Origin of the sequence: Flavisolibacter nicotianae, from assembly GCF_003628535.1 — a bacterium.
Lineage (GTDB): Bacteria > Bacteroidota > Bacteroidia > Chitinophagales > Chitinophagaceae > Flavisolibacter > Flavisolibacter nicotianae.
This window is the reverse complement of record NZ_RBCI01000006.1, coordinates 169,991-196,858: the sequence shown is the minus strand read 5'-3', so window position 1 is coordinate 196,858 and position 26,868 is coordinate 169,991. Positions and strand designations below refer to the sequence as shown.

Sequence of the window (26,868 nt, the reverse complement as noted above, 5' to 3'; positions counted from 1 at the left end):
CATTACCCGCAGCAACCAGGCGGGTAGTGGCTTTTTAATCTTGGCTAATGAAACCCATTAAAGGATTTTCGCTAAAGAAGGTAAGAGCAGAATCAGCCTTCAAACGCACGCTGGTCATCATGGCACTTGTAATGATTGTCATTGCAGCAGGCATTTTCCTAACCCTGCTTGTACAATCGCTTCCTTCAATAAAAGCCCTGGGCGGACACTATCTCAGTGGAAAAACCTGGGACCCTGTCAGTGACATCTACGGTGCATTGCCCTTCCTGTTGGGAACCTTGCTCACGTCGTTCCTGGCGCTGCTTATCTCAATCCCTTTTTCCTACGCCATTGCCATTTACCTCGGTGAATACAATCCGAAGGGATGGCTTTCCGGCTTTTTAAAAAATATCGTGGAGCTGGTGGCCGCCGTGCCTTCGGTTATTTATGGGTTCTGGGCCCTGGTTGTGCTGGTTCCGATGGTACGAGCTATCGAAACGAAAGTTGGTGCGGCTCCTTATGGTGTCGGCATCTTAACGGCTTCGCTTGTTCTGGCGATCATGATCATCCCTTATGCCGCGTCGCTTGGACGGGAACTGATAAGGCTTGTACCCTCCAGCCTGAAAGAAGGTGCCTATTCACTGGGTGCCACCCGCTACGAAGTGCTGAAAAATGTAACGCTGCCCTATACAAAATCCGGGCTTTTTGCGGGGCTATTGCTTTCCCTGGGAAGGGCCCTGGGTGAAACCATGGCTGTAACGATGGTTATCGGGAATACCAATATTCTTCCCACCAGCATTTTTTCGCCAAGCAATACCATGGCCAGTGTCATTGCCAATGAATTTACAGAAGCAGACCGCACGGTTTATTTATCGGCACTCATTGAATTGGGACTGGTACTTTTTCTGGTCACCGTGGTTATTAACCTGGTAGGCAGAATGATTATTAAACGATTTACAAACGAGTAACGATGATGAATCCCAAATTGAGATACAGGCTGGTCAAGAGCAAGAGTGTGGAGTGGATCATTGTTTTATTTGCTTTTTTGATCACCGTTCCGCTGATTGCCATTATTTTCTTCGTGCTGAAAACCGGCATCTCAAAAATCAGCTGGCATTTTTTCACCAATATTCCCAAGCCGGTAGGCGAAGCTGGTGGCGGCATTGCCAATGCACTGGTAGGCAGTTTGCTCATTGTGCTGGTTGCCGCCCTGATTGCAGTACCGATCGGGATCTTGTGCGGCATTTATTTAAGCGAAAACAAAGACAGCAAGCTTGCTTCCTACAGCCGTTTGGCGGTCGATGTGTTGCAGGGAACGCCATCGATCGTAACGGGTATTGTGATTTACTTCTGGCTGGTAAAACCACTGGGCACTTTTTCAGCGGTATCGGGAAGTGTTGCGCTTGCCATCATGATGTTGCCCATCGTGATCCGGTCGACAGAGGAGACGTTAAAGCTGCTTCCTTCTTCCTTAAAAGAAGCCGGGCTGGCCTTGGGCCTGCCTTATCACAAAGTTATCCTGCGGGTCGTTGTTCCCTGTGGCTTCAGCGGTATATTATCCGGGGTTATGCTCTCCGTTGCCCGTATCGCCGGCGAAACGGCACCGTTGCTTTTTACGGCTTTTGGAAATCCCTATATCTCCACCAATGTTTTAAAGCCGATGCAAAGTCTTCCCCTCCTCATTTTCAACTATGCCACCAGCCCCTATGAAGAGTGGCATGACTTGGCGTGGGGAGCCTCGCTCATATTATTAATCTGGGTCTTACTGTTAAACATTACCACCAAGCTGATAACAAGAAAATGGAAAGTACAATTATAAGTAGCAAGAATTTCAATGCCTATTTTGGTGCGAACCACGTTGTAAAGAACGTTTCCATTGAAATCCCGCAAAACAACATCATCGCGGTGATGGGACCGTCGGGATGCGGCAAAACGACTTACCTGCGGTGCATCAACCGGATGCACGAACTGATTCCGGGTGCTACAACCGAAGGCGAGATGAAGCTGCACAAAGACAATATCTACGAGATGAATCCCATTTTGGTGCGGCTTCGTATCGGGATGGTCTTTCAGCGTCCCAACCCTTTTCCCAACCTGAGTATTTACGACAATGTGATCGCCGGCTACAAGTTGAACGGCATGAAGCTGCAAAGGGCGGAACGGGACAACATTGTAGAAGGATCGCTGCGCAAAGCGGCGCTTTGGAACGAGGTAAAAGATACGCTCCACAAAAAGGGCACCTTCCTTTCCGGCGGACAGCAACAACGGCTGTGCATTGCCCGGGCCATTGCCATGGAGCCCGAAGTGCTGCTGCTTGACGAACCCACGTCTGCCCTGGATCCCATTTCAACGGCCAGCGTGGAAGAACTGCTGTTTGACCTCAAAAAGAATTATACGCTGGTCCTTGTTACGCACAATATGCAGCAAGCGGCAAGGGTGAGCGATAAAACCGCTTTTTTTTACCTTGGTGAACTGGTGGAATACGACAAAACAAAAGAGATGTTCACCAACCCCAAAGACAACAGAACACAGAGTTATATTACAGGCCGATTCAGTTAAGCCATTCCCAACCATCAAACAGTCAAATAATGTCACAATTAGATCATGAAATCAAACTGCTGAAAGAAGAAGTCATCAGCATGTGGAAGATGGTGCATTCACAACTTGAAAAAGGTTTGTCTGCCCTGCTCAATAACGACAAGGACCTGGCCCGCGAGATCGTGATGATTGAAAGCAGGGTCAATGCCGAGGAACTGAAAATCGACAGGGATTGCGAAGACATTTTTGCACTCTACTGCCCGGTAGCGGTGGACTTACGGTTTTTGCTCGCCGTACTCAAGATCAACACCAACCTGGAACGGACCGGCGATATTGCCGAAGGAATTGCAAAGATGATCATCGATACCGAAAAGCCTTTTGAAAGCGACCTTTTAGACACGACACATGTCATTGAAATGTACCACGAGGCAACACTGATCGTGCAGGAAATCCTCACGGCTTTCGTTAACGAAGATTCGGCAATTGCCCGCAGCATTTTTCGCCGGGATGAAATGCTGGACAACATCAATCGAAAAGCAAACAAAATGATTGCCGATTATATTAATACACACCCGGAGAATGTAGAACAGGCGCTTAGTTTGTTATCCATCATCAGGCGGCTGGAGCGGGTTGGTGACCAGGCGGAAAACATAGCAGAAGAAATCATTTTTTACCTCGAAGCAAAGGTGTTGAAACACGCAAAGAAGAAAGAGATAGAATAAGTGGAGATTTCCCTGGATGTGTTGCCGAAAACCGGCGTCAATCATTTCCCCGGTTGCAAAAAACAAAATTGTCCTTTCCCCTTTTATCGATTTATTTTCGTTGCGATGGCAGGTTTGCGTAATTAAAGGCAAAACGTAGAGACGCTATTTTTTGCCGGCTGCAGAAAATTTTCTGAACCTGAAATATTGGGCTTACGAACTTCTAACCGATTTGTCAGCAGGAACCGGATTCCTTTTATTTTAATCACTCAATTTCCTCCGACAACGTTGAATCGAAGTTGGCAACCCACCCTATCGACGGCGTTTTTTGTGCGGCACAAGTCCTTTGCAGTTTGTGGGAGGACGTTTCTCTCACGAATTGTTCTTGCCGCATGTTGCAGAATACTGGCATAAAAAGAAATATGCAATTGCCGGCAACCACACCGTCTTTAACGGTATCGAAAGATCCGGGGAAATCCGGTACGGCTTGCTTAATGCATTTGCTTTTTTTCGAAAACAGGCAGCCCGCCCCCGGCAAATATCTGCCGGTGAGTTTTCCACAGCCAGCCGATCAGCGGAACCAAACCGTCAACGCCGGCGCCTGCAGCCAGGTAGCTGGTTGAAAAAGAAGTGTCTAACGTTCGAAGGTAAAGCAGGCAGTTCTTCCGGCGAATGGCACGAAACTCGATTGCAACGAAGGTTTTGATCCAAAAACCAGAAGCCCCGCAAACGTTGTTTTAGCGGGGCTTCTGGTTTCATTTGATATGCTTACTGGCGGAGAGAGAGGGATTCGAACCCCCGGACCTGTTACAGTCAACGGTTTTCAAGACCGCCGCATTCGACCGCTCTGCCATCTCTCCGGCGCAAATATAGAAGCCGGATTCTTACGAACAAAAATTATTCAAAGAATCATTGTAAATTTCTACTGTAAATCTTGCATATGAAAAAAGTCCTCGATATTTTAAAAAGGAAAGGCAACAACACCATCTCTGTTTCTCCCGGTTCAACTGTCATTGATGCCTTGCACCTGATGGCCGACAAAAACATCGGCTCCGTGATGGTGGTAGACGGAGAAAGATATCTTGGCCTGATGACGGAAAGAGATTACTCGCGGAAAGTCATTCTCAAAGGCAAATCCTCCAGTGAAACACCTGTGGCCGATATCATGACAACTGATTTACCATCTGTAAATCCAACTGACACCATCGACCATTGTATGCAACTAATGTCGGACAAACATATCCGTTATTTGCCGGTGTTTGAGAACGACAAACTGGCCGGTATCATTTCCATCAACGATGTGGTGAAAGAAATTATGTTGTCGCAGGAAGAAACGATCAGCAACCTGAAAGATTACCTGTATTCGAATGCCTGATCAGGTCTCGGCTTTGTCCTTTATTTTCACGAGGTCAGCCATGTCGATCTGCATGGGCAGGAGGCCTATTTTCACCACGGCTTTTTTGCCACGCAATTCCAGCACCTCTCCCACCTGGAGGTTCCGTTTCATTTTGACCTTGTCGCCGATTTGGATGTCGCCGCCAATTTCTTCGTATTTGCTTTCGAGTTGCTTTTGCTTTTTGCTGGCCGTTTTTTGTTCGTCCTTTTTAAACAGCAAGGCGGCCATTTCTTTCACAACCTTGTTTTTGTCTTCGGTCTTTTTCCATTCAATGACCATGGTGCGCAGCTTGCGTTCCATGTCTTTGAGATAAGCAAGTCGATCTTCGGTAATGCGGTTTTGCTGTTTCAAAATCTCTACCTGCTGGCGGTGCCGTTCTTTGTCCAGCACATGCTCCATTTCTTTTTTTAACCGCTCGTTCTCTTTCATCAACCGGTGCAGTTCCTTTTCTTTTTCCTGTACTTTTTGCAGATCCTGCTCGGTCCTGTTCAGCAGCTTGTCGAGTGTGAAATGATTTTCATCGACCAGTGTCCGTGCTTTGCTGATCAATCGTTTGTCCAGCCCAATCCGTTCGGCAATAGCAAATGTGTACGAACTTCCAGGCTTGCCCACTGTCAGTTTATAAAGCGGCAACAGGTTCTTTTCGTCAAAGGCCATGGCACCGTTAATGATGCCCGGCGTTTTGTTGGCCATGACTTTCAGGTTCAGGTAGTGCGTGGTTACAATGCCGATCGCATGCTTCCGCGCCAGTTCTTCCATGATCACTTCGGCAAACGCACCACCAAGATTCGGGTCACTGCCGCTACCCAGTTCGTCGATGAAAAAAAGCGTCTTTCCATTGGCCGTTTCCATGAAATGCTTCATGCTAAGCAGGTGACTGCTATACGTGCTCAATTCAAACTCCAGGCTTTGCGTATCGCCAATGTGAATCATCAATTGCTTGAAGATGCCGAACTGCGACGAAGGATTCACAGGCACCAAAAGCCCGGCCTGCACCATCATTTGCAGCAGGCCAACCGTCTTCATGGTTACCGTTTTTCCTCCTGCGTTGGGTCCGCTGATCACGAGGATTCTTGCTTTCTCATCCAGGGTCAGGTCAACCGGGATCGTTGGCTTGCCCGATCGCTTATTATACAAATAAAGGAGGGGATGACAGGCTTTCACCAGGTGCACCAGTGCCTTGTCGACAACCACCGGGTACTCGCCATTGATGTCTATGGCAAAAGCGGCTTTTGCCCGGATAAAATCGTATTCGCCCACCACAGCATGATAAACACTCAGCAGTGGTGCAAACTGCCGCAGGCGCCGGGTGAGTTCCCGCAGGATGCGGTACACTTCTTTGCGTTCGGAATGCTCCAGTTCGTGGATGTCGTTGTTCAGGTCAATAGTTTCTTCCGGCTCGATAAAAGATGTACGCCGGCTGTCGCTTTCGCCGTGCAGGATTCCTTTAACGCTTCTTTTTTGTTCCGCGAAAACGGCCAGCACCCGGCGCCCATTCAAAAAACTCTCTTCGATATCCGCGAGGTAGCCCTGTTTGTTCAGCTTTTGCACAATGCGGTCAAAAGCCCGCCGCAATTCATTCCGTTTGCGGTAAAGGCTCATGCGGATGGAGGCCAGTTCTTCCGAGGCATTGTCTTTCACATTGCCGGTTTCGTCAATCACCTCTTCAATGTCCGCCTTGATCTTTTTTTCATAATACGTGCCGCTGATTACCTCGGCCAGACCGGCATATGCTTCCCGCTTTTCCTGGTCGAACCAGCGGAAGATCTTCTCCATACTCAGGGCCAGTTTGCGCAGGTCAACGAGTTGCTCACCACTCAACAGGGCACCTTCAATCGTCAGAAGCTGCAACTCCTTTTGCAAATTGAGCACATAATCATTCGGGAAGTAAATGGCGTTTTGAACCAGTTGCCTGAATTCGTGGGCCTGTTTCAGCTCCCGCTCAATAAATTCTTTTTTGGTGTGAATACGCAGATCGGTGGCTTTGGAACGTGCATACTCGGTGCGGCATTTTTCGTACAGCAGTTCTTTGATCTTTTCAAATTCCAATTGCACTAATGCCGAATCAGGATAAACTTTCATTAATTTCCTCGCTCAAAAATTTTTTCAAAGGTAGCAGCAAACACTTATCCACATTTTCTTAAAAAGTTTCAAAAGGCTGTGTTAAATCCCTTTTGTTGGCTTTTCATTTTATCGTTTGCGCTCCAAATTTGTAAGACAACCTCACGCTATGCTCACGAAACTGGTGATATCCATTTTTAGCCTCGGCACATTGCTTGCGTGCAATTCGGAAAAAAATTACAAGGTTATGAGTACGTCATTGAATACGGCTATGGAGAAAATCGACCAAACTGATACAGCCACTTTCGGAACCGGATGCTTTTGGTGTACCGAAGCCATTTTTGAACAACTGGATGGCGTAGTGAAGGTAACCTCGGGTTACATGGGCGGCACTGTAAAAAATCCGACTTACAAAGAAGTTTGCACAGGCGAAACCGGCCATGCAGAATGCGTACAGGTGGTGTATGAACCCTCAAAAATTTCGTATGATGAATTATTGAAGGTATTCTTTGAAGTGCACGACCCCACTAGTCTGAACCGCCAGGGAGCAGATGTTGGCACCCAATACCGCAGCGCCATTTTTTATCATTCACCCGAACAAAAAGAAAAAGCCGATTATTACAAGGCTGAGTTGAACAAGAACGGCGCTTTCGACAAGCCGGTCGTTACGGAGATTACGTCTGCTTCAGCGTTTTACGTTGCCGAAGATTACCACCAGGAATACTACCAGAATAACAAAAACACCAACCCCTATTGCTCTATCGTGATCCGGCCGAAACTGGAAAAGTTTCAAAAAGTCTTTGCCGGCAAGATCAAAAAGAGCTGACGGCTTGTTTGGTAACTATATTGAAAAGGGCTGTTTAGGATTAATTCCCCGTAATGATCTTAAACAGCCTTTTTACATCTTCTGCCCTGCACAATTCCGAGCCCTGTGAAAGCGTGGCGGCCGTACCGCAGGCAACTCCAAACTGGAGCACTTCTTTCAGAGGCTTTTTTTGTGAAAGCGCCAGGGTCATCCCCGCAACCAGACTATCACCGGCGCCGAGTGTACTGACCCCTATTACCAGCGGAGCAATGACATGAAAGACTTCATCTTTTGTGATCATCTTTGCGCCCTGGGCACCCAAGGACACGACAACCATTTCGCACTGACCGCGGCCAATGATTTCTCTCGCAAGATGGTCAACCGTTTCGTGCGAAACTTCCTCCTGTCCAACCAGCGAGCTCAATTCGCCGAGGTTGGGCTTCAGCAGGTAAACGCCAACATCCAAAGCCATCCGCAGGGCTTCGCCTGACGTATCCATCACCAATTTTGCACCCTTGGCTTTTGCGATTTGCGCCACGTTCCGCACAATGTCTACCGGCATGCCGGGCAGCAAACTGCCACTTGCCACAATATAATCTGCTTCGGCATTTTCCACAGCATCCAGCAAGGTCCGGCACTCCTGGTCGGTGATCTTGTTTCCCGGCATACCAAACCGGTATTGCAGTCGGGTTGACTCATCAAAAACGATCAGGTTTTCGCGGGTATAGGCTGCCGTTTCTACAGCTATAAATGACAGGCCTTCCCGTTTCATGAGCTGTTGAAGAAAGCTACCGGTGTGCGCACCCGATGGGAAGATGGCCAGCGAATCGCCGCCGAGGCATTTAATTACCCGGGCGACATTGATGCCGCCACCACCAGGTTCGAAAACCGGAGAAGAACATCGCAGTTTTTTTTCCGGTGCCAGCGAAGGAATGGTCGTGTTTTTATCAATGCAGGGATTGAATGTCAGTGTAACAATTTTGGCCATGTTCAAAGCTATATTGTTTTCGCCTGAAAAATCACAGGTAAAAAGCGCCGTTATGTAAAATTCGGACACCGCTAATCAATACCATTTCACCTTCACTACTGCATCCAAACCGCTTATCGTTAAAAACCGTTAACTAAAACCAAATATCGTCAAAGGGTTTTGTTAATACGAAAATGGTCGTAAATTAGCCTCACAATTGTTTTACAATGGGAGCGAAATATGTAAAACCGACGGAAAGCGAGCTGGAAATCCTCCAGATCCTTTGGAAGAATGGTACGGCTACGGTTCGTGACGTACATGAAGAGTTGGCGCAATTAAAAGAAGTAGGCTATACCACGACGCTGAAGCTGATGCAGATCATGCACGAAAAAGGTCTGGTAAAGCGGGACGAAAGCATGCGTACCCATGTGTACCAGGCAGCGGTAAACAAAGAAAAAACACAAAAGCATTTACTGACCAAAATGATCGATTCGCTGTTTGGCGGATCATCAACACAATTAGTCTTGCAGGCGTTGGGGAGCGGGGACCAAAAGGTATCCGCCGAGGAGCTGGAGGAAATTCAAAAATTGATTGAGAACCTCAAAAAACAGTAACGATGTCCGCTTGGATGCAGTCCCATTTTATGCAGGCACTTGGATGGGCAACTCTTAACAGCTTATGGCAAATGGCCCTGCTTTGGGCACTCTTTTGCAGCGTCAATCATACCGTAAAACTATCTTCTGCCCGCAAATACCAGGCTTCGGTCGGCGCCATGCTGATCGGTTTTACCTGGTTTGCCAGCACATTCCTGTTTTATTACCAAAATCACTCGTCTTCCTACGCTTTCTTCGAGAATACAGTCGTGCACTCCAACCTGCTTTTGCACATCTGTCTTTTGGCGGCATCCGTAACCTACCTGCTTTTACTCGTTTTCCCCGCTGCCCGTCTTTTTAAAAACTGGCGCTTTGTGCAAAAGATCAAAACCGAGGGGCAGGCTAAAGCACAACTTGACTACCGGCTTTTTGTTCAGAAAGTCGCTTTCCTGCTGGGAATTACCAAGAAAGTAAAAGTGGTTGTTTCCTCCCTGGTCAATTCGCCTGTGACTGTGGGTTATATCAAGCCCATTATTCTCTTGCCGGTTGCTGCCATGAACCAACTGACAACAGCGCAGGTGGAAGCCATCCTGCTGCACGAACTTTCGCACATCCGCCGTTACGACTATCTTTTGAATTTGATTGTTTCGATCATTTACACCCTTCTTTACTTTAACCCGTTTGTAAAGTATTTCATGAACACGATCGAGGCCGAACGCGAAGCTTGCTGCGATGAAGTGGTCTTGCAATTTGGATACGATAAAGTCAGCTACGCCTCTGCCCTTCTGCACCTTGAAAAAAACTCCGGCCGTCACCACTCGCTGGCCCTTGCTGCCGCCGGAAAGCAAAATTTGCTGACTCGCATCGAAAAAATTGTTGGAATGGAAAAGAAAAAATCTTTCAAACTGGTCCAGGTCATTCCCTTGTTCCTGGCAATGTTCTGCGTTCTGCTTTTCAATTCAGTATTGATCATCAAAGACGCCAAAAGTGGAGAATCCATGGTTATGGCGGATAATGCAGTGTTGAGTCCGTGGCAGTTAAACAACCGGAACAAATCGGTGGAAGAAAAGTTTGTTCCTGTTCTTGAAACAGGAGCCTTTACTGCAAAGGCGACTACACGCAGCAATCCTGCTACAGGGCAGGTAAAAATTGAAATAACCGATTTCCAGGTTCAGCCGGAACTAGCAGAGCCAACCACTCCGGCTGCCAGCCAGGTTGTACCGGTCGATTTTGATGAAGTCGATGGCAGCCTTACCAGGGAAGAAAAGCAAAAAGTAAAGACCACCATAGATGCAACGAAAAAAGTTGCCAGAACCCTACAGTGGAAAGAAATTGAATCGTCTATCGGCGATGCCATGAGCACCAGGGAAAAAGCCATTGCCCGGCAGGAATACCTTCGCGAACTCGATAAGGTGGGTTGGGCATCTATCGAACAAAACATGAAAGCCAATTACGACAAGATGAACTGGGATGCCATTCAGCAGGAAGTTGACAAAGCTATGGTGCAGGTTCAGATGGATAGCGTACAAAATGTTTATACACAGGCACTGGCAGAACTGCAAAAAATGGAAAGCAGCCTGAAAACAAAAGCCCGTTGCGCAGCGAACCCCATGCCCGATGCTTCGATCAAAGAGCTGAGATTGGCGCAAAAAACCCTTCAGGAAAATCTTGACTCGCTGAAGGCAGCCTGCAAGCCAAAGAAAGTAATACGGTTGTAACGTTTCCCTTTAAAATATGTCAACGAGCCTGCAATGCAGGCTCGTTTCGTTTTGGGAAACTTACCAGACGCTCCTGGGACAGGTATCCGCATAGCGGTTGCCGAGCAGGAAACCAATCAGGATTTCGTGCGTTCCCCGGCTGGTCGTATTCAGTTTTGTTTGGGTAAAATCGTAGGCGTAACCGACATTGAAAGCATTGGCTACATTGATACCCAACATGCCCTGGTAGCCTTCATTTATTCGTACACTTGCCCCCATCCAAAACAGGTCGTGATACTGCAATTTCAGGTTGACATCCACTTGCGGGTTGTTGGGTGATACATATTTCAGAAGGAACGATGGCAAAGCGTTCATATCCTCGTTCAGCAAAAACCGGTAGCCCGCCGTTAAAAACAAGTGCGGTATTAGCCTTCCCTGGTTGTATGCTGCATCATCGACAAATGAAACCTTTTGCGGGATGATTTGCTGGGCAGCCAGCCCTACAAAGTAATCTGCCGAGTAAAGCCAGAGACCAGCGCTAAGATCGGGTCGCAATCGTGCTATCACACCCGAATTGGCTTGCGCCGGATCCACGGTCACCCCCCCACCAAAATCGGTGGCGGAAAGGTTCCGTGAAATCCTGGAAAGGCCCGGTGCCACGCCGAGTGCAAGGTTGGTTCGTGGACTGAGGCCAATATGGTATGCATAAGAAATGGCGGCGGTTGTACGGGTGAAATTTCCTGTCTTGTCGCTGATGAGGGAAAGCCCTACACCGTGGTGCGGCGCGGAAGCCGTATAGGATTCCCAGTACGCTTTGCCTCTTGGGTTTTCGCCGGGAACTTCGTAAGAAGTTGCCGTGGTTTTGTAATCGGTTTTGCCGATCGGTGCATGAACAGTGAGGTAAAATGTTTGCGGCGCACCGTTCAGACCAACCCACTGGTCCCTTGCACTAAGTTTCACGTCCGTATAATTCTCAATCCCGCTGATGGCCGGGTTCAGGACATAATTGTTTAACATGTACTGCGTATAATGCGGACGTTGCTGGGCCGCGGCGGCCAGGCAAAGAAAAAAAACAAACGACAGGGACGAGAGCTTTTTCATCGCTAACGTATAATGTCAACAAATCCCGATAATGGCTTGCGGCCGTTTTTGGGATCGATCAGATAATAATAAGTACCGATGGGCAGCGCCTTTCCATTCAGCGTGCCATCCCAGGGCCTGGTATACCCCTTCGATTCGAAAACTTTTTGACCGTAACGGTTGAAAATTTCAACCGTCGCTCCCGGGTAACTGTCCAGATAAGGAATTTCCCACCGGTCGTGCACGCCATCACCATTCGGTGAAAACGCATTGGGCACAACAGGTGTTTTCAGCACCTTTACCAGCACGTCGTCGGTTGCCTTGCACCCGTCCGCGGATGTAACCGTCAAAATATAGGTAACATCTGCCGCCGGGGAAGCAACAGGTTGTGAAACGAACGGATCGCTCAACCCAGCAGCCGGCGACCAGTTGTACCGGACCACATTGCTTCCACCACTTCCGTTCAAAACAACCGAACCACCTTCCAATACCACTTTGTCCGGGCCCGCCGAAACGGTTGGAACCGGCAAAACAGTGATGACCTGGGATTTTTGATCCTTGCACCCGTTCGCTGCCGTGTAAGTGTAACGAATTTCATGATCCCCCGCTCCTGCCGCGGCCGGGTTAAATATTCCCACCGGTGAAACACCCTTTCCCGAATAAACCCCGGTTCCTGCTGTGCCATTGTTGACGCCAGCCTGCAACTGGAAAGCTGGCAGGTTGGCACAAACGGGAGCTAGCGGATCAAAAACAAGATCAGGAACCGCAAGCAACGTGATCGTCGTGTCTTTCTCCGAAACGCAACTGACACCGGAATAAACAACATATTTCAGCCGGTACGATTTGGTTGCTGGTGAATAAAATACCGGGTAAACATGCTGAAACAACTGCCCCTGTACCGGTTTATCGGCCGTCAGTTTATTGGTCGGGTCCGTGTTGTAATCCCAGTATATTTCAAGCTTCACCAGTTTGCCGGGTGAAACAAAAGAGTTGTTGACAAGAACCAATGGGTCGTTGCTGCACTGCTGCCCTCCCTTCTGCAAAGAGAATAACGCAACCGGTTCAGCTCCGTTGACGGTAAACACCTGTGTCAGCGAAGCAGAACACCCGTCCTTCGAAGTCACTTTCAGCGAAACAGAATAGTCGCCTGTCGCCGTGTAGCGATGTTGGCCATTTTGAAACGCCGAAACATTGCTGGTTGGAGTTGTATTGGCATCACCAAAATTCCACAACCACTGGAACTGCTTTTCGCTACCATCGGAAATGGAACTGCTATCCATAAAGGTGGTTTGGATGTCATTGATACAGGTACCCGGCACGACAAACCCTACTTTCGGTAAGGGATGGATCTCGATTGTCCTTGTCGTGACAGGACTTTGACATCCCTTGTCGGTTTCAACGGTCAGTGATACCGAATAGCGTCCCTCCTTATTATATAGATGTGACGGCGACAACAATCCTGACGTGGGCGACCCGTCGCCAAAATCCCAGGCTGACCTCGTTAAAGAACCAGCATTGGCTTTTGACTGGTTGGTAAACAAGATTGTTCCGTTCACACACAAGGGAGACGATACGGTAAAATCGGCCGTCGGCAGCGGATTCACCACGATGGTTTTGGTACCGGCGGCCGACAGGCAACCGATGGCCGAGCGGACCTTCAGGGAAACCGTGTAAGTACCAGCTTTTGCAAAATTGTGCGACGGACTTTGCTGTGTTGCTATTGGCGTTCCATCGCCAAAGTCCCATTCCCAACTTTCCACCGAGCTACCTGGCGCAGTACTTTGATCGGTAAAATTCACCGTCGCACCCAGGCAAATTTCCGATGGCGCCGAAAAGTTTGCAGCCGGTTGCTGGTATATCGTATTGACTGTTTGGGAAATGCTATCCTTGCAACCGGCCACAGAAGTAACGACCAAAGAGGTGGTAAATGGTCCGGCGGTCTTATACGCATATGAAGGATCCTTCGTCACAGCCGACCCGCCGTCGCCAAAGTTCCAGGCATATGTCAGTTGATTTAGGGTTCCGTCAGCAACTGTGGAAGAATTGGTAAACTGTACAACCCCCGATGGCAGACAGGCGTTGCCAAAATGAAAACCCGCGACGGGATTCGTGCTAACCGTCACCTCTTTTGTATACGCCAGGCTTTTGCATCCCCCTGCGTTTTCCACCTGCAGGCTCACCGAGTACGTTCCGGCATTGGCAAACGTGTGCGACTGCGGTGCTCCCGATGTGGCAATAACCTTTGTCGAATTGTCGCCAAAATCCCAGGTCCACTTGGCGATAGTCGATGTAGCAGTGACGGAAGAATCGGTAAATGTCAGGCTCTTACCGACGCAAGATGGCTTCGATATACCAAACCTGGCAACCGGTGGTTCGGAAACCGCAACGGTCCTGGTAGCCGTGTCGGACAGACAGCCCACATCGCTGACCAGGGCAAATTTGACCGGGTAAGCACCTGCACTGGAATATTGGTGTACCGGGTTGTGAACGAAAGAGGCCTTGCCGTCGCCAAAATCCCAAAACCACTGCGTAGCATTTCGACCCGACAAATTTGATTGGTCGGTAAACTGAACTGGCTCGGAGAGACAGCCGGATGACGTAACCGCAAAACTGGCCGACGGCCGTTCAAAAACCTGCAGGTCATAATTCATTTCCTGTTCACCGCTGCAACCTTCCTGGGTGGCGTTTTGGGCCAATATGCGAATGGGGTACGTACCCACGGCGGTAATGGTATACGTCGCCGGAAGCTTATAGCGGTAAAGCTGCTTACCGTTAACCACCCAGGTTGAGTCATATTTGGGAGAATCAAGTGTCACGTCGGCCATCCCCATAGCGTTAAGGGTTTGCCCAAACATCCATTTTATCTGCATCGGCTGGTAGGGAAAGGTCATGGAAAAATAAAAGGGCGAATTTTTGCAGGCAGCGGGAAAAGCAACGGTTGCGTATTGGTTGTGCACGGAAACAAACTGGTAGAGGTCTTTCACGTTCGTTCCGGCATTGTAGCCATATGACTCAAATTCTCCATAACCATATGCGATGGCATTAAAACCCGAATCCGCCTGAAGGGTGTGTTTGCCCGCTCCCACAGTAAGCTGCGCATACGAATACGACGGATCCTGGGGATGCGTGGAAAATCCGTTGACCGTGCTTCCATCCAGGCGAAACGATGGCACAGCCACCGACCGGATCACGACGTTGACAAAATGCTGGGTGATCGCGTAGTTGGATGTCGAATTCAGAATCACCTTGTCAATATTTTGCTCGACAGGACTTAGATAAATCACTTCCGGATCCCCGGTGGTAGGTGCATTGCCGCAGGCCCCCTGGGTGGTAATGTACTGCGCAACCAAAACCGGCTGGCTGGCCTCGATCAGGGACGGGGAACTTGTTTTGATCTCATAGTAAAAATTATTCTTTAACCCCGTTAGCACCGCTCCGTTCACTTTCACCACCGTTGCCGGGTCGGTGACACAAATACGAAAAAAATTGTTGGTAAAATTCCGGGTTGGCGCGGTCAGGTAGCGTTTTCCCCAGGCTGTTTTGGGAAAGGCCTGCACCATATAGTTATCCGAACTTGCCGAAGTGCCGTCGCAGGTAATACTGATTTTTCCGCTACCGCTGAAAACGGCGATCCGTTTACAGCCACCCGAACCACCACCGATCGATTTGATCGTAGAGCCAGTCAGATCTACACCCAAATAGGGCTGCCCGCTCGAGTTTTCGAGCTGCCCCATCAGGTTGATGATCTGCCCCTGCGAAAGAGAGACGGTAAATGGCGTACCGGCTGGATGGGTCAGGGTATTGCCCGAAGGAGTGATTTGTACAACCGTTGTACCAGTGTCGACGGCCACCGCATACATCCAGCAATTCGAAAGGGCCTCGTTCGAAACCTGGTTGAAGTTCACCGAATAGTACTCCTTCCCGAGTGTATTGGTTGGAAACAGCAAGGTGGCCCCAGAAACGTTGCCGTCGAAAACATGGGCATAGGCCACAATGGGTTTGTCGCTTGTGATATGGACACCTTTCGAAGAAATCCCTTCTGCCGTTAACCTGGCATCCTGGCCACCGGTTTTGGGCAGCGGGTTAGTTGTAAAAATTGAATTAGCCGGGATATTGGAATAGGTGGCGCTATACCCGAGCCCCGGAATCGACACGGTAACATTGGTCACGGCTTCGGTTGCAAAATACAGAACCATTTGCTGAGACCCCCCGTTGCCATTGTTCATCCGAACATGATAGCCATACCCCACCCAAAAGTCTCTGCCCTTGTTCGAAAAATCCTGGGCAGCAAGTTGTCCTGCCCAAAAACACAGGAAGGGCAAAATGCAGAGTCGGGTCGGCAATCTCCTCATCAGTTAGTTATAAATAGTCAGGAAGTATACACGCAATTTAACCGAAATAATTAGATGCTAAAAAGATTCGATTACTTCTTACCTGGCGGATTCGCCATAAAAGATTTCAGAAAACTGCAGCCCCGGCGTAGGCGCGGAATGCCAATTTAGCATAACCTACCGAATGAAGATTTTACCAGGCACAACAGATCGCCAGCATCTCTCCAAATCGGCGACCGTCATTAAATCCCTTTGCGCACGCTTTTAAAGCCCTCAAAAAATCCGGTAACCTCTACCTCGGAAAAGGGGAGAAACGCCAAAAACAGGGTTTTCGCCAACCTTCTAGAAAGCGATCCCATTAATACATTTCCTCACTATTTATCTGACTTAAAACAATTGTTGCTTTAACCTTTATAAAGGGTTCAATTCCTTTTTATTATGTGAATTGTTTTGGTTTGCAAAAACAAATGTTTACAATTCGAAATTATAGCCCATTTTGCCCATTTTGCTCATAATATATAATTACAATTATGAATTATTATAGAATGATTTTCAATAGTTTTTATTATTATTACCTACTAAATTTTATAGATGTTTTTCACTATGATAGTTGGCTAGCAGAAGCTAATATTTTTAGTAGTTAATTTCTTTAATTTGTTTTGGAGTATAGTTTTTGCAGAATTGGGTGCTATGAAGAGAGGACACTTTTTATTGGGTTTGCTGGCAGCCTTAGCCCTAAGTTGCAATCAAATTGCGGAGCCGGAGTTTCGGGAATTGGAAAATTTCCAGGTGAAAAAACTGGGGTTTGACCAGGTAAGCATCGGGTTGGGAATGACCTTCTATAACCCCAATAATTTTTCAGTTACTGTCAAAGAGACAGGCGCGGATGTCTATGTTGATTCGGTTTTTTTGGGAAAGTTTTCTCAGGACACGGCAGTTGCTGTGAGCCAAAAAGCGGATTTTACGATCCCCCTTTCGGGCAGTATACCGTTGACTACATTCCTGAAAATGGACTTAAAAGACATCGGTAACAGAGAGGTCTTAATTCGGGCCGATGGGAGTACGAAGCTGGGAAAGGCCGGAATTTTTATTTCAAAAGACATTCAGTACAGTGGCCGGCACCGGCTGAGCGATGTGAAACTGAAATAAAAAATCCCGCCGAAGCGGGATCAATTTTTTAACTGTTTTGCTTTTTTAATGCTTCGGCATTCCGCCGCCGTCCTCCGGCTTTTTGCAGCATTTGGGTAAAAGCTTATAGGAATCCGGGTTGGCCGCTATCTCTATTTCCCCCTTTTTTTCGACATCATCGGAAGACTTGGCGACATCGTATCCGGCATTGGCAATCGAGGTTTTGATCATTTCGATGTTGGTACGGTCGGTCAGGTATTTTACCGTGGTTACCTTATTTCTGACCCCAACATTCACAAATGTCACCCCGTCAATTCGCTTCAGGTATTGTTCAATTCGGGTTTTACACATGTCGCATTGAACAGATGGCGTACTGATTTTTGCCGTCTCCAGGGCCTTGGTTTGCGCATTGGCCGAACCTGCCATAAGACCAAGCGCCAAAAGCGAAACAAATAGTTTTTGCATAAAAGGTCGATTTCTAACGAATTTACTGAACACCGTTCCAGTTTGCAGGGTCCGACCGCCACTTTAACAGAATTTCCTCTGCTTCTGGCTGAACCAGGCCTTTATTCAGGGCCAGCTTTAATAGCGTTGGATAGTCCGTCAACGAATGAAACGGTACCTCTGCCTTTTTAAATGCGTCATTGGCAAGATCAAACTGGTAGGTGAATATGGAGACCATCCCGGAAACAGTAATTTGTTTCTGCCGCAAAACATCCACCACCTGCAGGCTGCTTTTGCCCGTAGATATCAGGTCTTCGATCACTACAACCTTCTGACCGGGCTGCACTTCGCCTTCGATCTGGTTGCCCAGTCCATGCTCTTTTGGTTTGGGCCGGACGTAAATAAACGGCAGTTTTAACTGGTCTGCGACCATTGCGCCCCAGGGAATGCCTGCTGTGGCCACACCGGCGATCACATCAGCATCCTGAAACTTTTCAAATACGCTATTTGCCAACTCGCTTTTAATAAAATCGCGAACAAAGGGAAGGGAAAGCAGCTTTCGATTATCGCAATAGATGGGACTTTTCCACCCGCTGGCCCAGGTGAAAGGGGCTTCGGGGTTCAACTTTACGGATCCTGCCTGTAACAATTTCTCAGCGGTCACAATTGCATCTGTCATGCTGCGAAGGTATTGGAAAGGGGTTTTGCAGGTATATTCGTTGTAAGGAAAATTGTATGGCAAGGATCTACATTCATAACAAGCCCCTCTTTCTCGTCGATCACATCAGCAAAGAGGTGGAAGAGTATCTTCACCGGCCCGAAACAATTTTTATTGATGATTTTAATGCGGCAGCCGTCAAAACCATGCTCCATGAACTGGAACAGCCGCAGTTTTACACCGGCGTTTTCCTACACAACAATGTGGATGCATTGCTTGCTGCTTTTAAAGAACAGCTGAATGTCATTATTGCCGCCGGCGGCCTGGTTCATACGGCCGAAAATGACGTCCTGCTCATCCACCGGCTGGGTCATTGGGACCTGCCGAAGGGGAAACTCGACGAAGGGGAAAGCCTCGAAGCCTGCGCACTCCGGGAAATAGAAGAAGAAACGGGAGCGTATGGCCTGGCGATCGAACAACCCCTGCAAACAACGTATCACACCTACCGGCAAAACGGGAAAAACAACCTGAAAGAGTCGCATTGGTACTTAGTGAAGGCAGTCGAAAAGACCCCATTAACGCCGCAAACAGCGGAAGACGTGGCCCAGTGCCTATGGGTTCCGCTGGCAGATGTTCCCCGGTATATTGACGGCGCCTACGCTTCAGTGGCGGCGGTATTGAAAGAAGGCATTCGCCTGCTCCAGAAATAAGTCAGGTAAAAAGCAAATGGGCGGCTTCCATCTGCCGGATGGTCTTCAGCACCACATCAGGCACAAATTGTGACACATCACCGCCGTTGCGGATGACATCGCGAACAAGCGTAGACGCAACCGATGTGTATTTTGGCAGGCAGGTAAGAAATACGGTCTCTACATTTTCGTCCAGGCTCCTGTTCATATCCGCAATGGCCTTCTCATATTCAAAATCATTGACATACCGAATGCCGCGCAGGATATAGTTTGCCCCCACCTTGCGACAACATTCCACTGTCAGCCCTTCGTAAATGACGGCTTCCACCTTGGATTCGTTTCGAAAGATTTCATTCAGCCATTGCACCCGCACTTCCGCGGGAAACATGGGTTGCTTGTTGGCATTCACGCCGATACCGATATACAACTTGTCGAAAAGCGAAAGTGCCCGGTCGATAATATCGATGTGGCCAAAAGTGACAGGGTCGAACGTTCCGGGAAAAAGACCGATACGCATACGATGGAAATTAAGATGATGGATTGGAAAGCAGGTAGAGCGCTGCCATGCGAACAGCCACGCCGTTTTCCACTTGTTGTAAAATAATGGACTGGTCCCCGTCTGCCACATCGCTGTCCAGTTCAACGCCGCGATTAATAGGTCCCGGGTGCATGATGGTGATCCGGCGGTTCAACCGGTCGAGCCGTTCGCGGTTAATGCCGTAAACGAGGCTGTATTCACGCAAAGAGGAAAACAGCACCTGGTTTTGCCGCTCCAGCTGGATCCTGAGCACGTTGGCCACATCGCACCATTGCAGGGCCTTGTCGATGTTGTATTCCACACGAACCGGGAACGCCGCTTCCATGTATTTGGGGATTAGCGTAGGCGGCCCGCAAACAACGATTTCTGCCCCCATTTTGGACAGGAGGTAAATATTGCTTTGCGCCACACGGCTGTGCATGATATCGCCGATAATGGCGACACGAAGACCCTTGAGCCCCCCAAACACTTCCTGCATTGAATAGGCATCGAGCAGGGCTTGCGTTGGATGCTCATTGATTCCATCGCCTGCATTGATAATCGCTGCGGGAATGTGTTTGGCCAGGAAATGCGGTGCTCCTGATGCACTGTGACGCATCACGACCATGTCGACCTTCATCGAGAGGATGTTGTTCACCGTGTCCAATAGCGTCTCTCCTTTCGAGACCGACGAACCCGACGCACTGAAATTGATGACATCAGCCGAAAGGCGTTTTTGCGCCAGCTCAAATGAAATACGGGTTCGGGTGGAGTTCTCGTAGAAAAGATTGACGATGGTAATGTCTCGCAACGAAGGAACTTTTTTAACGGGACGGTTCAGAACTTCCTTGAACTGCTTTGCGGTATCCAGTAAAAGGGAAATATCGGAAGGAGCAAGGTCTTTAATGCCAAGAAGATGTCGGGTAGAAAGTGCCATTAAAGTTCAAATATAGGACAGTTTGTTTTTTCTGCAGCGCAATGACTGTACAGAGAGCAGCTGATGATTATCCCGCTGCTCTTGCTTTGAACGACCAGGTAAACCAGAATTCGGCCATTACCTCGCCACCACTGTTTTTCCCGATGCTGTACGCTTTGACCTCCTGCACCTTCCCGGTTGCGGCAGCGATGGCAACTGCTTCCCGGATCAATGGTCCATCCGAACATGTAAAAAACGTATGGGTTGTCGCCTTTTTATGAAAACGGGCTTCCATGCCGGTGATCAGCATGCTAACGCGGGACTTACGACCATAGACATTTGCCATGGCCAGTAGTCCCGTGCTCATTTCGGCCGCCATGGAAAGGCAGGCAAAATAAGTAGAGCGGAACGGGTTGCGGGTAAAATGCTTGTAAGGAACGGAAACGGTGCAGGCCGCCTCCGTTGCACGAACGACACGAACACCACTAAACAAGGCTACCGGTAAATTTTTCAGCAGGTAAAATTTCATTTGCAGCGGGTGATTGGCAAACAAAAAAAAGGCAGCCCTGGTTTCATCGGCTGCCGGCTGATTGCTCTTTTCCATTTCGGAAAATTAGTCTTTGTAAGTTGATTCGTCCAGTGCGAACGGCGTCCAGTTTTGCAAAAAAGCTTTCACCTTGTCCTCACTGTAGCCGTTTCCCTGCTCGAGCAGGCTGGAGTCCTGGGTATGAAGCTGTTTGCCGTTGGCATCCAAAACCACCAGGACAGGAAAGCCAAACCGCTCGGGGTGACCGAGTTTTTTCATAATAGCCGGGTTCTTGTTTTCCTTGCTGTAATTCAGGTGGTAGAGAACATAATTGGCCGTGAGGATCTTCTTGAGCGCCGAGTCGGTTTGCACAAATGCATTGAACTTGTAACACCAAACGCACCAGTTTCCACCAATTTGCAACAGCACATGCTTTTTCTCCGCCCTGGCTTTTACGACAGCCGCAGCGATGTCTTTCTCGGCATTATCATATGGATGATAGAGATGACCGGTCGTATCACCGGCAAAACTTTTCAGCGAAAGAAAAAGGCCCAGAACAAAAAAGGCTTTCATAAAAGGAATTTCCTGCAAGCTAAGGCCTGATCTTCTAACATTATTTTAAAACGGCGGAGAACGTCTTCCGGAGCAGAGGCAATTGTTTTTTCAGCATCTTTGGCCATCAAATTACACCGGATGAAAAAAATCGTACTGGCTTTTGCCGTGGTTTCGACCCTGCCAGGCTTCGCACAAAAAGCGTTCAACAAGCTGACGTTTACAAAGGGACAGCAACTGGAAGTGGTAACCAATATCAACCTGTCGGCCGAGTCGATGATGGGCCCGACAACTGGTACCATCACGATCGCAGACCTTTATTCGGTCAACAATGCCACGGCGCAAACCACCACCCTGCTGAAAGTACCCAAGCAGGTAAAAATGAACTTCAACTTTGGCTCGCAGGAAATTAAACTCGACTCCGATAATCCCAAGGACCTGAGCAGCCCGTTCAGCCAGCCGGTTAAAGAGATCATGAGTCAGAAACCGGAGTTTACCATTGATGCATCGGGAAAAATTCTTTCGGTGAAAAAAAATGATACGAAAACAAAAGCCGAAGGTGATGGTGCCGGCATGATGGGAATGATGCTACCGGGAATGGATTTCGCATCGGCCGTTCCGCAACCGGGTGCCCCCTCCTTTTTCCAGGTTCTGCCCAACCGTGAAGTCGGCATCGGCGATACCTGGACCGACAGCCTCCAGGCAGAAGGAACCAAGAACGTGACAGTTTACAAAGTGAAAGACATTAGCGACAAAGAAATTGTGCTGGACTTTTCCGGCGCAGGCACAACCGTTACGGCAAGAGAGGCCATGGGCATGAATGTCAACGTAAATGCAGCCAACCGGTCTACCGGCAGCATCGTCCTTGACAAGGCAACAGGCATCATCAAGCAAAAAACAACCACCAACACAACAGAGACGACCATGAACATGGGTGGCAGGGAAATAACATCGACCATCAAAACAACAATGGTAACCAACGTGAAGCCTTCCTAGGAAAGAGCAAATTGACATAACTAAAAACCCTCCGGACGGAGGGTTTTTAGTTATACAACGGTTATTTGATTTTTCAGCAGGTCTTCAAATTCGTCCCGCCTGCGAATGAGGAAGGCGTCTCCTTCTTTTACCAGCACTTCAGCCGGCTTATAACGGGAATTATAATTCGACGACATTTCAAAACCATAGGCGCCGGCATTGTACAGAACCAGGTAGTCGCCTTCACGCACCTCGTGCAGCAGGCGGTCGGTTGCAAACGTGTCGGTCTCGCAGATATAGCCGGTAACCGTATACACTTTTTCTTCGGCATGCGGGTTCGACAGGTTGACAATATGGTGATAGGCATCGTACATCATTGGCCTGATCAGGTGATTCAAGCCGCTGTTGATCCCGGCAAAAATCTGAACGCCGTTGTCTTTCAGTACATTGACCTGTGTGATCAGGTAACCGCATTCACTCACCAGGTATTTTCCCGGTTCAAACCATAACTGAAACGTTCTGCCCTTGTTGAAAAGGTGTGTTTCCAGGTATTTTTTCAACTTATCTGCAATGAACGCGATGTCCGTTTCTTCGTCTTCGGGTTCGTACGGCACTTTGAAGCCGCCACCGAGGTCGATCACTTCAAGATCGGGGAAATGCGACACCAATTCACTCAATACTTTAATCCCGTGCACAAATACATCGGCATCCTTAATATCGCTGCCCGTATGGATGTGGAGGGTTTTGATGCGAATGGAATTTTCCGCGACTATGCCTTTCAGCAAATCCAGTTGGTCGATGGGAATACCAAATTTGCTTTTCTCATGCCCGGTGGAAATTTTCAGGTTGCCGCCGGCCAAAATATTGGGACGAAGCCGTACGCCAACTGGATAGGTGTTGCCGTATTTCTTCCCGAATTTTTCCAGGTTCGACAGGCTGTCGATATTGATATGAACACCGCTTTGCACGGCTTCTTCAATCTCGGCAAAGGAAATTCCGTTGGAGGTGTACAGGATTTTTTCCTCGGGGATTCCGGCGTGCAGGGCAAGCTTCACTTCATTGATACTACTGCAATCAATTCCGCAGCCAAGCGAATGAATGTACTTCAGAATGTTGATGTTGGTAAGCGCCTTGCAGGCAAAGAAAAACCTTGAATCAAGGGACGAAAATCCCTCGGTCAGTTTTTCGTATTGCTCTTTTATCTTTTCGGCGTGATACACATACAAAGGTGTTCCAAACCGGTCGGCAAGTTCAACTAACTGGGTATGCGTTAAGCTCTGGGGCATATCGGATCCTGTACTTTATTTTCTGAATAATAGGTGTCAGATTTCGTCGTTTTTTTCCTCGTCATTTCCGGCGGCAGTATCCTCAGACGGTGGCGTTTCGTCATCGGGAAGATCTTCTTCACCGGCCAATTCATCTTCGACCTTTTTCTCTTCTTCCACCTCGTCTTCTGCAGCAAAAATTTCGTCGGAAATAAAATCTTCTTCGGCCACTTCATCGGCAAGGGTTTCGCCAGTCGCCGCCGCGTTTTCTTCACCCTCTTCACCATTGGAATCTTCATCTGCTTCCCCTGCCGGCGAAACAGCCTGGCCATTTACAACCCTTTCATCCTGGCTTTCCGTCGTTTCATCAGCGGAAATCAACTCGCCGGAATCAGAGACAGCCAGGACATCGCTTTGTTCAAAATCGGTATGATTAACGATGGTTGGTATGACCTGCTCGGCCAGCACTTCTTTGATCTTTGGCAGGTCATCGGGTGAGTTGATGCCAAAATAATCCATGAAGTTTTTGGAGGTGGCATAAACCAGCGGATGCCCGGGCAGTTTTTCGTTGCGGCCCGAAATCACGATCAGCTCTTTTTCGAGAAGTTTCTGCACCGCATAATCCGAACTTACGCCGCGAATCGATTCAATCTCGCCCTTGGTAACGGGCTGTTTGTAGGCGATGATCGCCAGCGTTTCGATGGCTGCGGAAGACAGGCGCTTGAGAAATTTTTCGCCATTGAGCTGGGCCACGGTTTTATGGAATTCCTTTTTGGTCAGGAACTGCCAGCCCCCACCGCTTTGCCGCACTTCAAAGGGATAAAACTCGGAATTGTATTTTTCAACTATACCATCGATGGCCGTTTCCACCTGCTCTACCACCACTTTCTCTTCCATAAAACCAAAGGCCTGGTTGATCAGTTCAGTGATTTCTGCCGATGTCAACGGTTTGTCCGAAGCAAAAATCAGCGACTCGATATGCGGGATGAGACTAGAAATTTCCATTTTTAAGCTGGTTGATAAATGACAGATGACGGATGACAGTAGAAAAACTCCAGCTGTCATCCGTCATCAATTACTTTCATCTGTTAAGATTATCCTTGCAAGGCTGCTGCACCGCTCACGATCTCTGTCAGCTCGGTGGTAATGGCTGCCTGTCTTGCGCGGTTATACGAGATCTTCAGGTTACGCAACAATTCGTTGGCATTTTCACTGGCTTTGTCCATGGCCGTCATGCGGGCACCGTGCTCGGAGGCATTGGCATCCAGCACTGCTTTGTATAATTGTGTGTTCAGGATCTTGGGCATCAATTCGGCAATCAGTTCTTCTTTGCTTGGGTCGAAGATGAAGTCAGCTTTTGTTGTACTGCCGGTAGCATTTTGTGCTTTGGGAATGGGCAGGAATTGCTCGGCAACATAGCGCTGGGTAGCCGCATTCTTGAATTCACTGTACACGATTTCCACTGCATCAAACTCGCGGTTGCGGAAGGCCGCCACGGCCGCCTGCGACGCTTTCTGTACGTTGTCGAAGGTGAGGTTGAGGAAAATATCTTTGTGCGTATCGGTCACGTTATAGCCACCGATTTTGGTAAAGTGTTCAAAGCCTTTTTTGCCAATACTCCATACAGTGACATTTCCTTTTCCAAACTGGCTTGCGTATTTCTCCCGTACGATCTGCTTGGCCAGCTTGATGATGTTGGCATTGTAGGCACCGGCCAGCCCGCGGTCGGAGGTGATCACCAGTAAAAGCACTTTTTCCACCGGACGTTCAGCAGCCAGGGTGTTGCCACCTTCTATTTCTGTGTTGCTCACGATGTTGCTCAGCATCTCCTGCAATTTGCGGGCATAAGGACGCATCTGGATGATGGCATCCTGTGCACGACGCAATTTGGCAGCGCTTACCATTTTCATTGCCTTGGTAATTTGCTGTGTGCTTTGCACTGACTTAATCCGGTTACGGACTTCTTTTAACTGACCAGCCATTCTTTTTGTTGTTTTCGAGTTCGTGAGTTCACGAGTTCGCAAGTCGTATGAACCCACTTAATTCGTGAACTCGTAAACTTGTGAACACTGGAACTCTTAAATTTCGGCGGCAAAAGTACGGGCTGAAAATAGAAATTCCATAAAAGAACCGGATTTTAAGGCTGAGGCGGCGTTAAAAATCAAAACCGGCAATTTCCTGGGATTTTTTGTCACCGGGTCCCGCATTTTTACTGGTTCAGCCGGAAACCTTCGACCGGAGAGCAATAAAATGGCACTCCCTCATTCCTGCCTGCCGACAGGCAGGAATTAACATTATTGTTCCTGTCCGCAGTGCCCATGAACCGGCCACCGGTACGGCTGGCTGAAGGAACGGCGACTATGGCCGGGAGAAAGCATGGCATTCATTTTCCCTTTTCGCATAGAAGCGGTAAAAAATTGCCTCCGGCTAACAGTCCGGAGGCAAGGCAGGTGTGCGGCAAAGGCCCGGAGCGAATTTTCTACCGCACGACGAATTGGTAGCAGTCGCTGGTAAGAACTACAGCGGATGTAGCGGCATCGATCACGCGGAAGTGGATATCAAAGGTGGAACCGGAAGAAACGGCGGAGAGATCCCGCCACAAACCGGCTCTGCCCGTACCGGTGGCATCGGTATAAATAGACTGCGGCGTTGAGCCCTCGCCCAGCGTAAGCCATGCCGTACTGGTGCAATTATCGTCAATGTTTGTATCCACGGCCCGTTGAAGTTTGTACTCGTGGTTGGGCGCAAGGTCACGAACCCAGGTATCCAACGTCACGATCTTTTCGGCGTCGTTATCCTGCCTGAATTTGACGTGGCCAAAGGCACCGTTGTCCCCGCGGAGGATCACTTCGAGATTAAATGGCGGAGAAGCCGGCGTACCGGCATTTGCTGTTTCTGTAGACCTTGTTGCTTGCAGCGGCATTTCATTTCCCGAGATTGATTTTTGGCAGCTTACCAGGCCAAATATGAATAGCAAAGGGAACCCGAGCCTGGTCGCCAGTTTTACAATTTTCAGTTGCATGATACTGATTTTTGGTTGACTATTTTTT

25 protein-coding genes and 1 tRNA gene are annotated in these 26,868 nt (G+C 48.6%); 11 read left to right on the top strand and 15 right to left on the bottom strand.

The window, feature by feature from the left end; translation table 11 throughout:
* Positions 1-47 precede the first annotated feature (47 nt).
* From pstC to phoU, 4 genes are read left to right on the top strand one after another with little or no spacing between them, the layout of a single operon-like run.
* Positions 48-947, top strand: coding sequence for a phosphate ABC transporter permease subunit PstC (gene pstC, locus D6024_RS17230; RefSeq protein ID WP_121355951.1), 900 nt, complete (start codon positions 48-50; stop codon positions 945-947).
* Between the two features lie 2 nt (positions 948-949).
* Complete coding sequence (gene pstA, locus D6024_RS17225) at positions 950-1,798, top strand: phosphate ABC transporter permease PstA (protein ID WP_240410068.1); 849 nt, start codon at positions 950-952, stop codon at positions 1,796-1,798.
* Positions 1,780-2,538, top strand: a complete 759-nt coding sequence (pstB, locus tag D6024_RS17220) for a phosphate ABC transporter ATP-binding protein PstB (RefSeq protein ID WP_121355950.1) — start codon at positions 1,780-1,782, stop codon at positions 2,536-2,538. Before pstA ends, pstB begins: the two co-directional genes overlap by 19 nt.
* A gap of 29 nt (positions 2,539-2,567) precedes the next feature.
* Positions 2,568-3,239 carry a phosphate signaling complex protein PhoU gene (phoU, locus tag D6024_RS17215; RefSeq protein WP_205573306.1) on the top strand — a complete coding sequence of 224 codons (672 nt, stop codon included), beginning with the start codon at positions 2,568-2,570 and terminating at the stop codon, positions 3,237-3,239.
* A gap of 751 nt (positions 3,240-3,990) precedes the next feature.
* On the opposite strand, the gene D6024_RS17205 is transcribed toward phoU, so the two are convergent.
* Positions 3,991-4,078 (bottom strand) — tRNA-Ser (locus tag D6024_RS17205).
* Between the two features lie 80 nt (positions 4,079-4,158).
* Between D6024_RS17205 and D6024_RS17200 the strand changes: the two genes are divergently transcribed.
* A complete protein-coding gene (locus D6024_RS17200) occupies positions 4,159-4,593 on the top strand; it encodes a CBS domain-containing protein (RefSeq protein WP_121355944.1) in 435 nt (144 codons plus the stop codon).
* On the opposite strand, the gene D6024_RS17195 is transcribed toward D6024_RS17200, so the two are convergent.
* Positions 4,594-6,696 (bottom strand): endonuclease MutS2, encoded by a 2,103-nt coding sequence (locus tag D6024_RS17195; protein ID WP_121355943.1) that lies wholly within the window; start codon positions 6,694-6,696, stop codon positions 4,594-4,596. It abuts the gene before it with no gap.
* A gap of 226 nt (positions 6,697-6,922) precedes the next feature.
* Between D6024_RS17195 and msrA the strand changes: the two genes are divergently transcribed.
* Positions 6,923-7,501 (top strand): peptide-methionine (S)-S-oxide reductase MsrA, encoded by a 579-nt coding sequence (msrA, locus tag D6024_RS17190; RefSeq protein WP_240410067.1) that lies wholly within the window; start codon positions 6,923-6,925, stop codon positions 7,499-7,501.
* Positions 7,502-7,541: 40 nt separating this feature from the next.
* On the opposite strand, the gene D6024_RS17185 is transcribed toward msrA, so the two are convergent.
* The gene (locus tag D6024_RS17185) at positions 7,542-8,468 is read right to left on the bottom strand and encodes a 1-phosphofructokinase family hexose kinase (protein WP_121356025.1); all 927 of its coding nucleotides are present in this window, start codon (positions 8,466-8,468) and stop codon (positions 7,542-7,544) included.
* A 206-nt stretch (positions 8,469-8,674) separates the two neighbouring features.
* Between D6024_RS17185 and D6024_RS17180 the strand changes: the two genes are divergently transcribed.
* Positions 8,675-9,061 carry a BlaI/MecI/CopY family transcriptional regulator gene (locus D6024_RS17180; RefSeq protein WP_121355939.1) on the top strand — a complete coding sequence of 129 codons (387 nt, stop codon included), beginning with the start codon at positions 8,675-8,677 and terminating at the stop codon, positions 9,059-9,061.
* 2 nt (positions 9,062-9,063) lie between these two features.
* Positions 9,064-10,758, top strand: coding sequence for a M56 family metallopeptidase (locus D6024_RS17175; RefSeq protein WP_121355937.1), 1,695 nt, complete (start codon positions 9,064-9,066; stop codon positions 10,756-10,758).
* A gap of 60 nt (positions 10,759-10,818) precedes the next feature.
* Here D6024_RS17175 and D6024_RS17170 read toward each other — a convergent pair whose 3' ends face one another.
* Together D6024_RS17170 and D6024_RS17165 are read right to left on the bottom strand one after the other, a co-directional pair.
* On the bottom strand, positions 10,819-11,838 hold the full coding sequence (locus tag D6024_RS17170; protein WP_121355935.1) for a PorP/SprF family type IX secretion system membrane protein: 1,020 nt from the start codon (positions 11,836-11,838) through the stop codon (positions 10,819-10,821).
* A gap of 2 nt (positions 11,839-11,840) precedes the next feature.
* Complete coding sequence (locus tag D6024_RS17165; RefSeq protein ID WP_162944834.1) at positions 11,841-16,013, bottom strand: gliding motility-associated C-terminal domain-containing protein; 4,173 nt, start codon at positions 16,011-16,013, stop codon at positions 11,841-11,843.
* A gap of 825 nt (positions 16,014-16,838) precedes the next feature.
* Here D6024_RS17165 and D6024_RS17160 point away from each other — a divergent pair.
* Complete coding sequence (locus tag D6024_RS17160) at positions 16,839-17,297, top strand: hypothetical protein (RefSeq protein ID WP_162944833.1); 459 nt, start codon at positions 16,839-16,841, stop codon at positions 17,295-17,297.
* A 45-nt stretch (positions 17,298-17,342) separates the two neighbouring features.
* On the opposite strand, the gene D6024_RS17155 is transcribed toward D6024_RS17160, so the two are convergent.
* Positions 17,343-17,741, bottom strand: a complete 399-nt coding sequence (locus D6024_RS17155; protein ID WP_121355931.1) for a heavy-metal-associated domain-containing protein — start codon at positions 17,739-17,741, stop codon at positions 17,343-17,345.
* 22 nt (positions 17,742-17,763) lie between these two features.
* The gene (gene pyrE / locus D6024_RS17150) at positions 17,764-18,399 is read right to left on the bottom strand and encodes an orotate phosphoribosyltransferase (protein WP_121355929.1); all 636 of its coding nucleotides are present in this window, start codon (positions 18,397-18,399) and stop codon (positions 17,764-17,766) included.
* Between the two features lie 56 nt (positions 18,400-18,455).
* Between pyrE and D6024_RS17145 the strand changes: the two genes are divergently transcribed.
* Positions 18,456-19,088 carry an NUDIX hydrolase gene (locus tag D6024_RS17145; RefSeq protein ID WP_121355927.1) on the top strand — a complete coding sequence of 211 codons (633 nt, stop codon included), beginning with the start codon at positions 18,456-18,458 and terminating at the stop codon, positions 19,086-19,088.
* A gap of 1 nt (position 19,089) precedes the next feature.
* Here D6024_RS17145 and coaD read toward each other — a convergent pair whose 3' ends face one another.
* From coaD to D6024_RS17125, 4 genes are all read right to left on the bottom strand, one after another.
* Positions 19,090-19,584 carry a pantetheine-phosphate adenylyltransferase gene (gene coaD / locus D6024_RS17140; protein WP_121355925.1) on the bottom strand — a complete coding sequence of 165 codons (495 nt, stop codon included), beginning with the start codon at positions 19,582-19,584 and terminating at the stop codon, positions 19,090-19,092.
* A 10-nt stretch (positions 19,585-19,594) separates the two neighbouring features.
* On the bottom strand, positions 19,595-20,521 hold the full coding sequence (locus D6024_RS17135) for an aspartate carbamoyltransferase catalytic subunit (protein ID WP_121355924.1): 927 nt from the start codon (positions 20,519-20,521) through the stop codon (positions 19,595-19,597).
* Between the two features lie 67 nt (positions 20,522-20,588).
* The gene (locus D6024_RS17130) at positions 20,589-21,104 is read right to left on the bottom strand and encodes a DUF4442 domain-containing protein (RefSeq protein WP_121355922.1); all 516 of its coding nucleotides are present in this window, start codon (positions 21,102-21,104) and stop codon (positions 20,589-20,591) included.
* A gap of 9 nt (positions 21,105-21,113) precedes the next feature.
* Positions 21,114-21,599, bottom strand: coding sequence for a thioredoxin family protein (locus D6024_RS17125; protein ID WP_121355920.1), 486 nt, complete (start codon positions 21,597-21,599; stop codon positions 21,114-21,116).
* 120 nt (positions 21,600-21,719) lie between these two features.
* Here D6024_RS17125 and D6024_RS17120 point away from each other — a divergent pair, with 120 nt between their 5' ends.
* Positions 21,720-22,574, top strand: coding sequence for a DUF6263 family protein (locus D6024_RS17120; RefSeq protein ID WP_121355919.1), 855 nt, complete (start codon positions 21,720-21,722; stop codon positions 22,572-22,574).
* 50 nt (positions 22,575-22,624) lie between these two features.
* Here the strand turns inward: D6024_RS17120 and lysA are convergent, their stop codons facing one another.
* From lysA to D6024_RS17100, 4 genes are all read right to left on the bottom strand, one after another.
* Positions 22,625-23,839 (bottom strand): diaminopimelate decarboxylase, encoded by a 1,215-nt coding sequence (gene lysA / locus D6024_RS17115; protein WP_121355917.1) that lies wholly within the window; start codon positions 23,837-23,839, stop codon positions 22,625-22,627.
* A gap of 36 nt (positions 23,840-23,875) precedes the next feature.
* A complete protein-coding gene (scpB, locus tag D6024_RS17110; protein WP_121355915.1) occupies positions 23,876-24,823 on the bottom strand; it encodes an SMC-Scp complex subunit ScpB in 948 nt (315 codons plus the stop codon).
* Between the two features lie 89 nt (positions 24,824-24,912).
* On the bottom strand, positions 24,913-25,800 hold the full coding sequence (gene atpG / locus D6024_RS17105) for an ATP synthase F1 subunit gamma (protein WP_121355914.1): 888 nt from the start codon (positions 25,798-25,800) through the stop codon (positions 24,913-24,915).
* A gap of 497 nt (positions 25,801-26,297) precedes the next feature.
* Positions 26,298-26,840 (bottom strand): hypothetical protein, encoded by a 543-nt coding sequence (locus tag D6024_RS17100; RefSeq protein WP_121355912.1) that lies wholly within the window; start codon positions 26,838-26,840, stop codon positions 26,298-26,300.
* Between the last annotated feature and the right edge of the window lie 28 nt (positions 26,841-26,868).

What these genes read in the sequence shown, in the direction of transcription:
- coaD (WP_121355925.1), bottom strand. Translation starts at nt 19,584, where the DNA reads ATGCGTATCGGTCTTTTTCCCGGAACGTTCGACCCTGTCACTTTTGGC.
- D6024_RS17200 (WP_121355944.1), top strand. Translation starts at nt 4,159, where the DNA reads ATGAAAAAAGTCCTCGATATTTTAAAAAGGAAAGGCAACAACACCATC.
- D6024_RS17160 (WP_162944833.1), top strand. Translation starts at nt 16,839, where the DNA reads ATGAAGAGAGGACACTTTTTATTGGGTTTGCTGGCAGCCTTAGCCCTA.
- phoU (WP_205573306.1), top strand. Translation starts at nt 2,568, where the DNA reads ATGTCACAATTAGATCATGAAATCAAACTGCTGAAAGAAGAAGTCATC.
- D6024_RS17145 (WP_121355927.1), top strand. Translation starts at nt 18,456, where the DNA reads ATGGCAAGGATCTACATTCATAACAAGCCCCTCTTTCTCGTCGATCAC.
- lysA (WP_121355917.1), bottom strand. Translation starts at nt 23,839, where the DNA reads ATGCCCCAGAGCTTAACGCATACCCAGTTAGTTGAACTTGCCGACCGG.
- pstA (WP_240410068.1), top strand. Translation starts at nt 950, where the DNA reads ATGATGAATCCCAAATTGAGATACAGGCTGGTCAAGAGCAAGAGTGTG.
- D6024_RS17130 (WP_121355922.1), bottom strand. Translation starts at nt 21,104, where the DNA reads ATGGAAAAGAGCAATCAGCCGGCAGCCGATGAAACCAGGGCTGCCTTT.
- msrA (WP_240410067.1), top strand. Translation starts at nt 6,923, where the DNA reads ATGAGTACGTCATTGAATACGGCTATGGAGAAAATCGACCAAACTGAT.
- scpB (WP_121355915.1), bottom strand. Translation starts at nt 24,823, where the DNA reads ATGGAAATTTCTAGTCTCATCCCGCATATCGAGTCGCTGATTTTTGCT.
- D6024_RS17100 (WP_121355912.1), bottom strand. Translation starts at nt 26,840, where the DNA reads ATGCAACTGAAAATTGTAAAACTGGCGACCAGGCTCGGGTTCCCTTTG.
- pstC (WP_121355951.1), top strand. Translation starts at nt 48, where the DNA reads ATGAAACCCATTAAAGGATTTTCGCTAAAGAAGGTAAGAGCAGAATCA.
- D6024_RS17195 (WP_121355943.1), bottom strand. Translation starts at nt 6,696, where the DNA reads ATGAAAGTTTATCCTGATTCGGCATTAGTGCAATTGGAATTTGAAAAG.
- D6024_RS17155 (WP_121355931.1), bottom strand. Translation starts at nt 17,741, where the DNA reads ATGCAAAAACTATTTGTTTCGCTTTTGGCGCTTGGTCTTATGGCAGGT.
- D6024_RS17180 (WP_121355939.1), top strand. Translation starts at nt 8,675, where the DNA reads ATGGGAGCGAAATATGTAAAACCGACGGAAAGCGAGCTGGAAATCCTC.
- pyrE (WP_121355929.1), bottom strand. Translation starts at nt 18,399, where the DNA reads ATGACAGATGCAATTGTGACCGCTGAGAAATTGTTACAGGCAGGATCC.
- D6024_RS17185 (WP_121356025.1), bottom strand. Translation starts at nt 8,468, where the DNA reads ATGGCCAAAATTGTTACACTGACATTCAATCCCTGCATTGATAAAAAC.
- D6024_RS17170 (WP_121355935.1), bottom strand. Translation starts at nt 11,838, where the DNA reads ATGAAAAAGCTCTCGTCCCTGTCGTTTGTTTTTTTTCTTTGCCTGGCC.
- D6024_RS17120 (WP_121355919.1), top strand. Translation starts at nt 21,720, where the DNA reads ATGAAAAAAATCGTACTGGCTTTTGCCGTGGTTTCGACCCTGCCAGGC.
- D6024_RS17175 (WP_121355937.1), top strand. Translation starts at nt 9,064, where the DNA reads ATGTCCGCTTGGATGCAGTCCCATTTTATGCAGGCACTTGGATGGGCA.
- D6024_RS17125 (WP_121355920.1), bottom strand. Translation starts at nt 21,599, where the DNA reads ATGAAAGCCTTTTTTGTTCTGGGCCTTTTTCTTTCGCTGAAAAGTTTT.
- atpG (WP_121355914.1), bottom strand. Translation starts at nt 25,800, where the DNA reads ATGGCTGGTCAGTTAAAAGAAGTCCGTAACCGGATTAAGTCAGTGCAA.
- D6024_RS17135 (WP_121355924.1), bottom strand. Translation starts at nt 20,521, where the DNA reads ATGGCACTTTCTACCCGACATCTTCTTGGCATTAAAGACCTTGCTCCT.
- D6024_RS17165 (WP_162944834.1), bottom strand. Translation starts at nt 16,013, where the DNA reads ATGGTTCTGTATTTTGCAACCGAAGCCGTGACCAATGTTACCGTGTCG.
- pstB (WP_121355950.1), top strand. Translation starts at nt 1,780, where the DNA reads ATGGAAAGTACAATTATAAGTAGCAAGAATTTCAATGCCTATTTTGGT.